Source organism: Enterobacter sp. CP102 (assembly GCF_025152625.1).
In the GTDB taxonomy this organism is placed as follows: Bacteria; Pseudomonadota; Gammaproteobacteria; order Enterobacterales; family Enterobacteriaceae; genus Enterobacter; species Enterobacter soli.
In genome coordinates this window covers 2,368,098-2,381,076 of sequence record NZ_CP104014.1, presented here as the reverse complement: position 1 = coordinate 2,381,076, position 12,979 = coordinate 2,368,098, and the positions used below count along the sequence as shown (strand labels likewise).

The following is a 12,979-nucleotide window of genomic DNA, read 5'->3' as shown; positions in this document are numbered from 1 at the left end:
TCAGATATGCAGGCAGCGCAGGTAAACAGGCAGAAATCCGCGGTTTCTGCCTGATGGATTAACTTCCCCAGCGGGTCCTGAGGTAGCTGACCGCGTCCTGAGTCTGAGGCTGGTTGAGGTAATCTTCCCGGAAGAGGATCGTGCCGCTGACGTTAGGCAAAGATTCGTTCAAATCGAGCTGTTTTTTCAGCTCCGGTACACCGCCATTCACCGTCCAGTCCGGCTCATTTCTGGATGGCTCGCCCACTTTATAGAACGCGATACCGATGTAAAGACGCGTATGGGTAGGTTTGACGACGTCTGCCCACCATTTCGTCAGCACATCATAACGTGCCGCGCTGCGGGAGAACGGCCAGTAAATCTGTGGCGCGATGTAATCCAGCAAACCTTGCTGCACCCAAAGACGGGTGTCAGCGTATGACTCATCATAAGCGGCGGCTCCACGGGTGTCTGAACCCGCAGGATCAAACGAGCGGTTACGCCACACCCCGGCAGGGCTCACGCCAAACGCGACATCAGGTCTCTGCTGTTTGATGGCTTTAGACACCTGCGCAATCAACTGCTGCGTATTGTGCCTGCGCCAGTCTGCTTTGGAAGCAAAACCCTGGCCGTATTGCCGGAAGGTCTGGCTGTCATTCAGCGCGGAACCCGGTGTTTCGGTGTAGAAATAGTCATCGAATTGCACGCCGTCTATCGCGTAACTGGCGACAACTTCAGTCACCACCGCGGTGATCCAGTCGCGCACCGCCGGGATGCCCGGGTCGAGCACAAAGCGATCGCCAGCAGTCCGGATCCAGTCAGGATGCTGCACAAACACGCTGGCGGGGCTTTGCGATGCGGTTCTGTTGAGCGCCGCAACGGTAGACGGTTTTGTGTTAGTGGATACCCGGTACGGGTTAAACCAGGCATGGACTTTCATCCCGCGTTTATGCGCTTCATCGAGCATAAATTGCAGCGGATCGTAACCCGGGTATTCGCCAATATTTCCGGTCATCATATCGGACCAGGGGAGGATTTTAGATGCCCAAAGCGCGGTACTGTCAGGTTTAACCTGGAAAAACACGGTGTTGATACCGAGGCTTTTCAGCTTATCCAGCTTGTCTTTGAGCGCCTGCTTTTGCATTTCAATGCGTCGGTCTGCACTGCTGACATTTACCGATGCCACCGGCGGCCAGTCCAGGCGCGAAACGGTGGCCAGCCAGATGCCGCGCATCGGTTCGTTTGCCTGCTGACCCGGTTTACTCACCGGAGGGAGGGGAGTCACGAGCGATTTGGGTGGTTTTGAGGAGCAACTAACAAGTAAAAGTGCGCAGCCAATAAGCGCACCAATCCGTTTTACGTGTAGCGACATTTACGTTTTAGCTCTTAGTAATCCGACTATTTGCCCAAGGGTTAAAGGCGAGAACATCCGGTTCTTCGGTGGCATCATCACTGAGAGAATCGAGATACAGGGCTTCAACTTCGGCACGCGCCCAGGGCGTTCTGCGCAGAAATTTTAAACTCGATTTGACACTTGGATCGTTTTTAAAACAGTTGATATTGATGATTTTTCCCAACTCACTCCAGCCATAGCGGGCAACCAGCGCATTGACTTGCATTTCCAGCGTTACGCCATGCAAAGGATCTTTCGAAGTGTGTGCTGTCATGTTGTCTCATATATACGGGGAGGGATGAACGATAAAAGGGTACAAGAAAGCAGGGAAAGCGGCAATGAAATGGCGTATTTCACTGACAGAAACCCGGCCAGGCAGAACCAGACCCGACTCAATACGGTTATCTGCGGTTTCTGCCCTTCATCTGGCGATTACGGGTCAGGGTTTTGCGCTACGCTTCAAATCAGATGCATAAGTGCTTATTGCTACACGCTGCCATAACGATAAAAAAGGGGCCCGGAGATGTCATTTTTTAAACCTATAGTCGTCCTGCTTATGCTTTGTTCCTGCGCTACTGCGTATGCAGTTGAGAAAGACATATGTTTGTCTCCTGGCCTGGTCAAGTCCATGCTCTCCCGGTTCGACATTACGGCCATCGATGATACGGGCAAGGAGACGAAAAAATACACGGTAGCGGATAAGTGCGATAAAGATGCGTTTAAAAAAACCGTATTGGCACTGGAGCAGATCAAGACCGTTTCTGAACAAAAAATCAAAAACGCGCCTGATGAAAATCGTATTGATTTCTTTGCCTATATAAACGAAAAGGTTAAAAAAATAATTCTCATGCCGGATAACTCCAGCTTATGCGGATTCAATGAAGGCGGCGCGGTCCTCGACCCTGAAAAACCGGATAAAATTATCCGTCTGTGTATTCTTAATGGAAGGGTGCCTGTTTCTCAGCTGGCCACGATAATCGTTCATGAAACCCGCCATATGGATGGCTACAGGCATGTTAAATGCACTCATGGCTTGTATCAATCACTCTCGTTTCCTGAATGTGATGTCTCATTTGAAGAGCAGGGTAGCCACGCGTATGCAGTGTCATACATGCTGAGACTACACAGCACTCTAAAAGATAAAGATGATAAATTCAGGGTAAGAACGCTTATTACGCAATCTGTTGAATACAGCTTCAATAACGTCCCCTTTAGACTCAAAAAAGGCGGGTTGATGCTGGATTCGAAAAACAGGGTGCTGTTTTTTGATGGGAGTGACCTCTCAGTTGTTAATGAATTCAAGGATAAAATAACGGCGCTCGTCCTTGATCTTGGCTACCCCCTGGTCTTGCATCAAAACGGTTCTGTTCAGGCTTACACCTTTACTGATAACTGGAGTTTCGTGGCGGGACCACTCACGGACAATTATCAAAAACTGGATGACGATACCAGAGGTAAAATACTGGATGTTTATATCGATAACCGGGAGAAGTGTTATCTGTTGCCCACTGAAATACTCTGCGCCGGAAAAGAGGGTTTTGTTAAGTTTACGTTTGACGGTATCTCGCCGGTGGCATTTTATGATGCCCCCGATATGAGCAGATACTCACTGATGCGCATAAAAGACAAGACCGGTCGTATATTTGTTATACCGGGATCCATATTGTTTAACAGTGACGATAAGAACTTCAACTCAGCATTTGAAGATAAAAAACACGCCCTGGAGCCTGACGTCGCTTCTTATGCTGAGTGCGAAAACGGCGACCTGATTGGCGTAGGCGCAGAAGGGGCTGTTGTGGTCAAAAGTAAGGGCGGTGAATGGAAGGCCGACGAGCGTTTTAAGGGCGTAACGGTTAAAAAAATCATTCCCTACTATTGGTCGAAGCAGCTACAGGACTTTCTTAAATATTAAATCGCTTTGATTATGCCAAAACGTATTAAGGTAGCCGCCGGAGGCTTGATATCCCCGGCGGTAAGATGTGTTATTCATCATCCTCGGTAATGCGTTTACCGCTGAAACGGCGCCGCACCACCACGAAGAAGACCGGTACAAAATAGATAGCCAGCAGCGTTGCTGCGACCATTCCGCCAATGACGCCAGTACCGACCGCGTTCTGCGCACCGGAGCCGGCACCACGCCCTAAAGCCAGTGGTAACACCCCCAGAATAAAGGCCAGTGAGGTCATAAGGATAGGTCGCAGGCGCATATGTGCCGCTTCGAGTGTAGCTTCAATCAGTCCTTTGCCTTCTTTCATCATCAGGTCGTTGGCAAATTCAACAATCAGGATGGCGTTTTTAGCTGATAGGCCAATGGTCGTCAGCAGACCGACAACGAAGTAAACATCATTGTTTAGCCCGCGTAGCGTCGTCGCCAGCAAAGCGCCAAAGACACCCAGTGGAACGACCAGCATAACCGCGAAGGGTATTGACCAGCTTTCATACAGTGCGGCCAGACACAGAAAGACGATAATCAATGACAGCGCATAAAGTGCCGGTGCTTGCTCTCCGCTGAGGCGTTCCTGATAAGACATTCCGGTCCAGTCATGGCCAATGCCTTCAGGCAGTGTGGATGCCAGTTGCTCCATCAGCGCCATCGCTTCACCAGAACTTCGCCCTGGTGCAGGTTGCCCAAGAATTTCAAGGGAAGACAAACCGTTGTAGCGTTCAAGACGCGGTGAGCCATAAACCCACTGTGCTTCAGCAAAACTGGCAAAAGGAACCATCTTACCGTTGCCTGCGCGGACATACCAGTTATTCAGATCTTCAGGCATCATGCGCCATGCAGCGTCACTCATCACATAGACTTTTTTAACCCTGCCACGATCCATAAAATCATTCACGTAGCTTCCGGCCCAGGCAGTGCTGAGGGTCGTGTTGATATCGTCCAGCGATACGCCCAGAGCAGACGCTTTGTGCTGATCAATATTCACCCGATATTGTGGTGTATCTTCCAGTCCGTTTGGTCGCACGGCCATCAATACATCAGGGTGTTGCTGAGCCATCTGCAGCAACATATTTCGTGCTTCCATTAATTTTTCATGCCCGACCCCTCCCTGGTCTGTCAGCTCAAAGTCAAAGCCGGTGGCGTTACCCAGTGCAATAATCGGGGGCAGGTTGAACGCGGCGATCTGGGCATCGATTAGCTTTGAAAAGGCCTGATTAGCTCTTGCCGCAATCGCATCAACGCTGTTTTCACTTCCCTCACGCTCAGACCAGTCTTTCAGGCCGATAAAGGCGATACCGATATTCTGTCCTCGACCGGCAAAACCAAAGCCGTTTACCGTCAGTACGTTGGCAACGTTTTGTTTTTCCTCATTCAAATACCAGTCATTGATCTGATCCAAAATCAGCTGGGAGCGTTCCTGCGTGGCACCTGCGGGCAGAACAGCCTGTGTTGCCAGTACACCCTGATCTTCTGAAGGAAGAAACGCCGTTGGCAGGCGGGCAAACAGTAAGGCCAGGCCCAGGACAATAACGCCGTAGACGATCAGGTAGCGACCTGTACTGTTCAGCATCCGTGCGATAGCGCGTGAATAATGCGAACTACTGGCCTCAAAGCGGCGGTTAAACCAGCCGAACAGTCCACGATTTTTCGTGTGCTCGCCGGGTTTAACCGGTTTCAGAAGGGTGGCACACAGTGCGGGCGTCAGGGTCAGGGCAACCAGTACCGACAGAACCATCGCTGAGACAATGGTGATGGAAAACTGTCTGTAGATAACCCCTGTACTGCCACCGAAAAAGGCCATGGGAATAAAGACTGCCGACAGCACCAGTGCAATGCCGACGAGAGCGCCCTGGATCTGATCCATGGATTTTCGTGTTGCCGCGCGGGGTTTTAGCCCCTCTTCAGCCATCACTCGCTCTACGTTTTCCACCACGACAATTGCGTCATCAACCAGTAACCCAATGGCTAACACCATTCCAAACATTGTCAGGGTGTTGATGGAGTAACCCAGCGCACTGAGGATCCCAAACGTACCCAACAGAACCACCGGTACGGCAATTGTCGGTATCAATGTCGCCCGGAAGCTTTGCAGGAACAGGTACATCACCAGGAAGACGAGAATAATCGCCTCAAATAGTGTTTTCACCACCTCATGAATCGAGATGCTGATAAACGGGGTCGTATCATAGGGATAAACAACCTTTAGTCCTTGCGGATAATAAGGTTCCAGTTCCGTCAGTTTGGCGCGAATGGCTTTGGCGGTATCCATCGCATTGGCCCCGCTCGCGAGCTGGATCCCAAGTGCGGATGCGGGTTTACCGTTAATTTTCACCACGAACTGATAGTTTTCACCACCGCGTTCAATCTTGGCGACATCGTGTAATTTAACCTGTGATCCATCGTTGTTGACCTTCAGTAAAATATCCCCGAACTCCTCAGGAGAGGAAAGTCGCGTCTGGGCGATAATCGACGCATTGAGTTGCTGGCCCTTAATCGCAGGGGCACCACCTAACTGTCCGGCTGCAATTTGCGCATTCTGCACCTTGATCACATTGGTCACATCAACAGGCGTAAGCTGATAATTATTAAGCTTATTCGGGTCAAGCCAGACGCGCATTGCATACTGTGAGCCAAACAATGTGGTATCACCCACACCCTCAATACGGCTGATGGGGTCTTTAATTGTGGAGGCCACAAAATCAGCAATGTCTTCCATGCTCATGCGCCCGCTTTCGTCTACAAAACCGGGGACAAGGAAAAACGTGCTGGATGATTTCATTACCGTGATCCCTTGTTGCTGCACTTCCTGAGGCAGCAGCGGGGTGGCAACTTGCAATTTGTTCTGGACCTGGACCTGAGCGATATCCGGGTCGGTTCCATTTTTAAAGGATAAGGTCAGCTGTAGCGTTCCTGAGGAATCGCTGGTGGAGGACATATACATCAGGCCATCAAGACCCGTCATATTCTGTTCGATGACCTGGGTTACGCTGTTCTGAAGCGTGGTGGCATCCGCGCCCGGATAATTTACACGGATCTGCACTGCCGTTGGGGCGACATCAGGATATTGCTCTACGGGTAATCCCAGGATCGCAATGCCCCCGGCAATCATCACAATGATTGCCAGCACCCAGGCGAAAATAGGGCGGTTAATAAAAAATTTTGACATCAGAATGATTCCTGAGAAGACGAACCTGTGGAGATGGCACGCTCATGGGGCGTCACAGTTTCTCCCTCTTTAACGCGCTGGCTACCGGAGACAATGACGCGTTCACCTGCTTCTAAACCGCGGGCGACATGCCAGCGGTCACCTACGGTTTGAGTCACGACCACCGTGCGGCGTTGAACCCGATTTTCGTGGTCGACGACGAGAGCCGTCGCATCGCCACGCGGTGTGCGGGAAATGGCCTGTTGAGCAATCAGCAGCGCGTTGGGGGTGACGCCTTCATCAAGCCGCGCGCGGACAAACATGCCAGGCAACAGTTGATGTTCCGGGTTAGGAATAATGGCGCGTAAAGTGATGGCACCCGTTGTCTGATCGACGGTGACATCCGAGAAGGCCAGCGTTCCGCTTAAAGGGTACGGCGTCCCGTTCTGCATGAGTAAATGAACCGGGACTTTACCGTCGACCTGCTTAATCTGCCCCTGTGCCAGCGCCTGTTGCAGGCGCAAAAAATCGTCACTGGGCTGGGTGATGTCGACATACATAGGATCTAACTGCTGCACGGTCGCCAACGCGGTTGCTTGCCCGTTCTGAACAAGTGCACCTTCCGTCACGCTCGACAGACCAATTTGACCATCCACAGGCGATGTGACGACGCTGTGTTTAAGGTCTATTTCAGCAGAGCGAAGCGCCGCACGGGCAGCGTCAATGGCCGCATGAGACTGCTGAGCGGTAGCCTGAGCCTGATCGAGATCCTGACGGCTGACATAATTTTTGCCGCTCAATGCGCGATAGCGAGAGAGCGTAGCCTGGGCGAGTTGTGACTGTGCAGTCGCCTGGTTAACAGCCGCTCTGGCGTTATCCACCGCTGCGCGAAATACCGCGGAGTCGATATGATAAAGCGCCTGACCTGCACTGATGTCACTTCCTTCTGTAAAATCCCTGGACAATACAATGCCTGACACCTGCGGGCGAATTTCCGCAATGCGTGAGGCCACCGTACGGGCAGGGAGATCGCGTGTCATGGAAAGAGGAGCGGACTTTAGGGTTTCGACAATCACTTCCGGGTTCTCATCTTTGCCGGAAGAGGAAACAGCTTTATTATCGCACCCAGTTAGCCCCGTAGATAAAGCGCAAATGCATAGCATCGCCAGAGGCGTATAAGCCACCGAACTTTTCATAAATGTTAACTCTTATTATTAGAACAGTATTAGTAATGCCTTTCGGCATACAAACGACGATATTTTTGCGGTGGGATTCGGTATTTTCTGGAGAATGAACGGGTAAATGATTGCTGAGAATCAAAGCCATAGCGAAAGCTGATATCAAGGATCTTATCATGACTTTTAACAAGATCGTTTGCAGCTAACGTCAGTTTTCTGTCCCTGATATACGCGGCAATGTTTTCACCCTTCATTTGAACGAAGACGCGCTGAAGATGCCATTTAGAATATCCAGCGCGCGCCGCAACATCCTCGATGCTTAATGGTTGGTGAATGTTATCGTCTATCCACTGCGTAATTTCAGATATTAAGTTATCCAGTCTAATCATTTACAGTCTCATTTGTTAAATCAACTAAAACACTCAGTAAAATGATTGTCACTGGAGATGACTTCTGAATTATTTGTATATTTCTGCTACGCCATGCATTTTATTGGCGCCAGAAGTGGAAATAACTTTGAAATAGGTGGCCCCTTTTTTATCTGCCTGAGCGGAAAGACTGGCAACCAGCTCGTCAAGCGTTGTGGCACCGCCAGCGGAAACAACGCCAATTTTTTCTTTCCCGGCATCGTTATTCACAATTTGTGCAGAGAAGGCGCTACCTGCGGTAAACAGTGCGAAAAGAGTGGATAAAGTGATAATAATGGTTTTCATCTGTAACCTCAGAGATATAACTACGGAAATATAACGGAACGAGAACATAGTAACGATTTTGGTTAACTTGATTAAGACATCCTCGCCGCTAACACTTATGAATATTTATCATTAATAGGCTCTTGAAAAACCTGAAATTTAACTCTTTATGCGATTCCTGTCACAAAATGTGCTTTTATTAATTACGTAACAAGATAAGTTGATGCTGGAGATAACCGATGATTACGAGGACGGGAAACTCTTAGGCAGTGTACTTATTCCGCATATAACCTGGAATTCGTGCACGTGATCTGGCCAACATAGGGGCGTTGTTGGCCACTATCGAGATTAAAGGGAATTAGTCTGGACGCCGGTTTGCTGGCAATGTCGGAGTAAAGCAATCAATCAGGGTTTGACCGCATTAGGCAGCCTATTTATCCACCCCAAATCCTTGTTTCAGCAGCGAAGGCAGCACGTCCGGGAAATAAACGTGCTGGTAATAACCGCTCACGCTTTCACTCCATGTTTCACCGTCAGGGCGATTAATGGCCTGCCAGTGATCGGTCATCTGCTGATTGTAGCGGGTGATTTTTTCTTCCAGCCCATCGGTAACGTAGGTTTCGTCATGGCGGAACGTCTCCAAAGGAAGACGCGGTTTATGATGGGACGGGACATCGACGTGTCCAATCACCACACCGGCAACCGGGTAGGTGTGTTCCGGCAGACCGAGCAGATCGATCAGCGCCTGAGGATGCAGGCGGATACCGCCAATCGGCACGATCCCCAGACCTTCGGAACGGGCTGCTGCCATTACCGAACCCAACGCGATACCCACGTCGGTTGCGCCGGCAACAAGGCTCTCGATACTTTGATGGGCTACCTGTTGCTTGCCAGCGAGCTTCATGCCCACTTCGGTTTTGTGCATATCCAGCACGAAGGTGACGAATACCGGTGCTTTGGCAATCCACGGCTGGCCGCCCGCAATACGGGAAATCTCTGCGCGCTTTTGTGCATCTCGCGTGACGACCACTGAAACCTGCTGGGAATGGACTGAGGTAGGGGCGTTCCAGGCGGTGCTGAGAATACGGTCGAGCGTGGCGTCATCGATGGCTTTATCGGTAAAACTGCGCTCGCTCTTATGGTCGTTAAACAGGTCAATAATGGTGTTCATAGATTCTCCGGTGTTAATCACAAAATCCTAACAGCCCTCAGCCGTTTTTCATTTAACACTCTTTGCGGAATGCAGGCGAAAAGTACTGACGCACATTGACCATGATGATCCTGGCCATCGGGGATTGATGGCCGGGCTGGTGGTTAACTCAGCTGCGCAACAAGAGCTTTGGCGACACCTTCGGAGCTGGCCGGGTTCTGCCCGGTGATCAGTTTGCCGTCTTCGACAATAAACGGTGCCCAGTTCGGGCCTTTCTGGTAGTGCGCGCCCAGTGCGATAAAGGCATCTTCAATCAGGAAAGGCACAACACCGGTCAACTCCACATCAGCTTCTTCGCCATTGGTAAAGCCCGTCACCTGTCGGCCTTTGATCAGCGGCTCGCCATTTGCGGCTTTAACATGACGCAGCACGCCCGGTGCGTGGCAGACGAAGCCCGTTGGTTTACCGGCGCGGGTGAAGGCTTCAATCAGTGCGATGGAGGTCTTCGACTCCGCCAGATCCCACAGTGGGCCGTGGCCGCCAGGATAGAACACGGTGTCAAAATCCTCCTGACGTACGGTGTCGAGTTTTACTGTGTTGGCAAGTTCATGCTGTGCTGCCGGGTCGGCTTTGAAACGATGCGTCAGTTCGGTCTGAAAATCGGCTAAATCACTTTTCGGATCCAGCGGTGGCCGGCCAGCGGCCGGAGAGGCCAGCACAATTTCTGCGCCAGCATCTTTGAACACGTAATACGGGGCGGCAAACTCTTCAAGCCAGAAGCCGGTTTTTTTACCGGTGTTACCCAGTTCACTGTGAGAGGTCAGAACCATTAATACTTTCATTGCTATCTCCCGATAATGTTGTAAGACAGGGGCGAAATCAGTTTTGTAAAAACGATCGGTTACAGCCTGATATGGTTACAACCACGCGTGGCATATGCAAAACAGATCCTGATTGAACATATTGATGGCGCTGGGAGGCGGGTGTAAACCGCAAACGTACTGCATTCAAAAACTCATCGCCAGGCCAATCCCGTAACCACTGGTGTCATGCCCAAACATGTAGCGTGCCACAAGTCGCGTGCGGGTGATAAATACAGGGTACTGACTGCTGTCCAGTTCGAGCCCTACACCCACCGAACTCAGGCTGTTAAAACCCAGTTTCCACCGTGGCTGTCACGGTACACCGGGAAATCCCAGCCGACACCGCCGGTTGATGTCAGGCTGTTCCATTTGGTGGGAATGCGCCGTGTATCTGTGCCGTTACTTAGCACGAACTTTGGATCGTAGCGGCTATAGCCCAGCGCACCTTCCAGGTAGATCGGGAATGTATCACTCATTGTCGCGCCGCCGCCAAACTGGGTGATTGTGAGCTCATTACTTTCATTAGTACCCGTCTCGATATTCAGATCGCTGGCTGTAATATCAGGAACCACCATAAAACTCATTAGCGTCAGGACAGCATCTGCTCGTTGTTTGATTCGATGGTCGTCTGCGGCCATCCCCTCGGTATTCATGAGCAGTAGTGCTAGCAATAATCCGCGCAGACAAAGGGCATCTGAGTTCATGACCAGTCCCGGGGTACGAAAGTGTCATTTAACTATAGGGCAAGGCTTGCAACTGTCAGTAGTTTGCGACGCGCAAACGGGGATACTTGTTATACTCAATTTTTATTCCTGATGGTGAGAAAATCTCAGGTGATCTTCAGTAGCGAATATATTCTTTCAAGGTGAAACGCTAAATTACGGATCCAATAATGAAGACAAAAAAATTCTCGATGCGCCTTTTTGTTTTTCTGTTAATCGCTCTCTGTCTGGTCATTTATTTTATCTTCCTCAATAACGTTAAAGTCAGTGACAAAAGGCCGGGCGTTGCCTACGTCAGCTATACGCGGGTATTGAATGAATCATCAATCATGCAGCAAGAGAAACTCAGAACCGAAAAGGTCACTCTGCTGGCTCAGGAAGCAGAGAGAAGCGCGCAACTGAAGAATTCAGCCCTGCCTGAGCCCCAGCGTCGCGAAATCGGATTGCTCGAAAAAGCCAGCCTAAGCAATAAACTCCGCGTCGAAGCGGGCCGCATTCGCATGATTAGCCAGAATGAGATCACCCGGGTTGTTGAGTCGTATCGCGTTAAAAACCATTATTCAGTGGTCTTTAATAAAGACCAGAGTGTGACTTCAGAAAGTGGTCAGGATATTAGTGAGGCGATCATTGATGAATTGCAGGGGATAAGAATCAACTATGGTGAACTCCCCAGTTTTCAAGAGAGTGAATAATAAAATTACCTAACGCAAGTGGCAAATGAAGAAAATAACACTGGTTTATCTGGGATTATTTCTGTCACAAACAACCCATGCAAGCGCACTCTATTTTTATGAAATTGCTACGGAAGACACGGCGCTTGCCGGAGCCGGGCAGGCGGCACGCGCTCAAGATCCCTCAACCATTGTCACTAACCCCGCAGGAATGACGCGACTTCCTGATCATATGTTTACGGGTGGCTTGCAGGCCATGGACGGTGACATTTCCTATAAGCTGGATGATGAATCAGGGCGCAAAAGTCCTGGCGATATCATGCATTTTTTCCCTAACGCCAGCGCGTTCTACGCACAAAAGCTTAATGACGATGTTTATGCCGGTATTGGACTGTATGGTAACTATGGTCTGGGGATTGATTTTGGCAACTGGGCAGGGGATCGACTTATTAAAAAGAGCACCATGGTTGCCATGACATTGAGTCCATCACTGGCTTATAAACTCAGTGACCGTGTTTCAGTAGGGGGTTCTGTTAATGTTAACTATGGTTTCCTCTCACTGACCCGTAATGTCGATGGTGATGATGTAACGGAGAAAGATCATGACTGGGCGTTGAGTTATCGTCTGGGTTTACTGATGGAGATTACCGATCAGACACGAGCCGGTATTGCCTGGACCAGTAAGACGGAATATGACTTTAACATTAATGGTAAAGCCCGTTTCCCCAACTTACCCAATGTTGAATATGATCTGCCAATCTCTGCGCAAATCAGAGCCCCGCAACAAATCATGTTAAGTGTGGTACACGACGTTAATAAACAATGGTCAGTGATGGGTGACCTTGGCTGGCAGGACTGGAGCCAGTTCGGCAGCCCACAGATTACGATTGCCGGGCAGGATGTTGATCGGAAAAATCGGCTGAAAGACTCCTGGCATACAGCGCTTGGTGTGCAGTATCGCCTGACTGAACTATGGCGAGTAAATGCAGGCGTGGCATTTGATAGCACCATTTATAAGTCACAAAGTGATATTGCGCTGTCTTTACCAACCGGTGATGAATGGCGATTTGCAACAGGGGCGCAATATCAGGTGACACCGCAAAGCAATATCGGTTTCGCGGTGTCGTATCTGCATATGCAATCTTCCCAGGTGCAGTCGCCTGAGGTATTTAAAGGAAGCTATGATAATCCCTGGCTATGGTTCGCCAGTGTGAACTACAGTTACCAGTTCTGAGTGGGTA

11 protein-coding genes and 1 pseudogene are annotated in these 12,979 nt (G+C 50.1%); 3 read left to right on the top strand and 9 right to left on the bottom strand.

Going from position 1 to position 12,979, the window contains the following annotated elements; genetic code table 11:
* Positions 1-58 precede the first annotated feature (58 nt).
* Positions 59-1,351 (bottom strand): glycoside hydrolase family 10 protein, encoded by a 1,293-nt coding sequence (locus N1249_RS11265; RefSeq protein WP_259837896.1) that lies wholly within the window; start codon positions 1,349-1,351, stop codon positions 59-61.
* Between the two features lie 7 nt (positions 1,352-1,358).
* Positions 1,359-1,646: a VF530 family protein gene (locus tag N1249_RS11260; protein ID WP_259837894.1), complete on the bottom strand. Its 288-nt coding sequence runs from the start codon at positions 1,644-1,646 to the stop codon at positions 1,359-1,361.
* Positions 1,647-1,895: 249 nt separating this feature from the next.
* Here N1249_RS11260 and N1249_RS11255 point away from each other — a divergent pair, with 249 nt between their 5' ends.
* On the top strand, positions 1,896-3,284 hold the full coding sequence (locus N1249_RS11255; RefSeq protein ID WP_259837892.1) for a hypothetical protein: 1,389 nt from the start codon (positions 1,896-1,898) through the stop codon (positions 3,282-3,284).
* Positions 3,285-3,354: 70 nt separating this feature from the next.
* Here the strand turns inward: N1249_RS11255 and N1249_RS11250 are convergent, their stop codons facing one another.
* The 7 genes and pseudogenes from N1249_RS11250 to N1249_RS11220 all read right to left on the bottom strand — a co-directional run bounded on the left by N1249_RS11250 (position 3,355) and on the right by N1249_RS11220 (position 11,049).
* Positions 3,355-6,483, bottom strand: a complete 3,129-nt coding sequence (locus N1249_RS11250) for an efflux RND transporter permease subunit (protein ID WP_259837890.1) — start codon at positions 6,481-6,483, stop codon at positions 3,355-3,357.
* The gene (locus tag N1249_RS11245) at positions 6,483-7,658 is read right to left on the bottom strand and encodes an efflux RND transporter periplasmic adaptor subunit (RefSeq protein ID WP_259837888.1); all 1,176 of its coding nucleotides are present in this window, start codon (positions 7,656-7,658) and stop codon (positions 6,483-6,485) included. The genes N1249_RS11250 and N1249_RS11245 overlap by 1 nt, the downstream gene beginning before the upstream one ends.
* A 29-nt stretch (positions 7,659-7,687) precedes the next feature.
* Positions 7,688-8,029, bottom strand: coding sequence for a helix-turn-helix domain-containing protein (locus N1249_RS11240; RefSeq protein ID WP_259837886.1), 342 nt, complete (start codon positions 8,027-8,029; stop codon positions 7,688-7,690).
* Positions 8,030-8,098: 69 nt separating this feature from the next.
* The gene (locus N1249_RS11235; protein ID WP_259837883.1) at positions 8,099-8,353 is read right to left on the bottom strand and encodes a DUF1471 domain-containing protein; all 255 of its coding nucleotides are present in this window, start codon (positions 8,351-8,353) and stop codon (positions 8,099-8,101) included.
* 409 nt (positions 8,354-8,762) lie between these two features.
* Positions 8,763-9,503, bottom strand: coding sequence for a nitroreductase family protein (locus N1249_RS11230; protein WP_259837881.1), 741 nt, complete (start codon positions 9,501-9,503; stop codon positions 8,763-8,765).
* Positions 9,504-9,646: 143 nt separating this feature from the next.
* Positions 9,647-10,324 (bottom strand): type 1 glutamine amidotransferase domain-containing protein, encoded by a 678-nt coding sequence (locus N1249_RS11225; protein ID WP_259837854.1) that lies wholly within the window; start codon positions 10,322-10,324, stop codon positions 9,647-9,649.
* Positions 10,325-10,489: 165 nt separating this feature from the next.
* Positions 10,490-11,049: pseudogene (locus N1249_RS11220) on the bottom strand (hypothetical protein).
* Between the two features lie 188 nt (positions 11,050-11,237).
* On the opposite strand from N1249_RS11220, the gene N1249_RS11215 reads away from it, so the two are divergent.
* Positions 11,238-11,759: a hypothetical protein gene (locus tag N1249_RS11215; RefSeq protein WP_259837853.1), complete on the top strand. Its 522-nt coding sequence runs from the start codon at positions 11,238-11,240 to the stop codon at positions 11,757-11,759.
* 25 nt (positions 11,760-11,784) lie between these two features.
* Positions 11,785-12,972, top strand: a complete 1,188-nt coding sequence (locus tag N1249_RS11210; RefSeq protein WP_259837852.1) for an OmpP1/FadL family transporter — start codon at positions 11,785-11,787, stop codon at positions 12,970-12,972.
* Positions 12,973-12,979 lie beyond the last annotated feature (7 nt).

What these genes read in the sequence shown, in the direction of transcription:
- N1249_RS11265 (WP_259837896.1), bottom strand. Translation starts at nt 1,351, where the DNA reads ATGTCGCTACACGTAAAACGGATTGGTGCGCTTATTGGCTGCGCACTT.
- N1249_RS11260 (WP_259837894.1), bottom strand. Translation starts at nt 1,646, where the DNA reads ATGACAGCACACACTTCGAAAGATCCTTTGCATGGCGTAACGCTGGAA.
- N1249_RS11255 (WP_259837892.1), top strand. Translation starts at nt 1,896, where the DNA reads ATGTCATTTTTTAAACCTATAGTCGTCCTGCTTATGCTTTGTTCCTGC.
- N1249_RS11250 (WP_259837890.1), bottom strand. Translation starts at nt 6,483, where the DNA reads ATGTCAAAATTTTTTATTAACCGCCCTATTTTCGCCTGGGTGCTGGCA.
- N1249_RS11245 (WP_259837888.1), bottom strand. Translation starts at nt 7,658, where the DNA reads ATGAAAAGTTCGGTGGCTTATACGCCTCTGGCGATGCTATGCATTTGC.
- N1249_RS11240 (WP_259837886.1), bottom strand. Translation starts at nt 8,029, where the DNA reads ATGATTAGACTGGATAACTTAATATCTGAAATTACGCAGTGGATAGAC.
- N1249_RS11235 (WP_259837883.1), bottom strand. Translation starts at nt 8,353, where the DNA reads ATGAAAACCATTATTATCACTTTATCCACTCTTTTCGCACTGTTTACC.
- N1249_RS11230 (WP_259837881.1), bottom strand. Translation starts at nt 9,503, where the DNA reads ATGAACACCATTATTGACCTGTTTAACGACCATAAGAGCGAGCGCAGT.
- N1249_RS11225 (WP_259837854.1), bottom strand. Translation starts at nt 10,324, where the DNA reads ATGAAAGTATTAATGGTTCTGACCTCTCACAGTGAACTGGGTAACACC.
- N1249_RS11215 (WP_259837853.1), top strand. Translation starts at nt 11,238, where the DNA reads ATGAAGACAAAAAAATTCTCGATGCGCCTTTTTGTTTTTCTGTTAATC.
- N1249_RS11210 (WP_259837852.1), top strand. Translation starts at nt 11,785, where the DNA reads ATGAAGAAAATAACACTGGTTTATCTGGGATTATTTCTGTCACAAACA.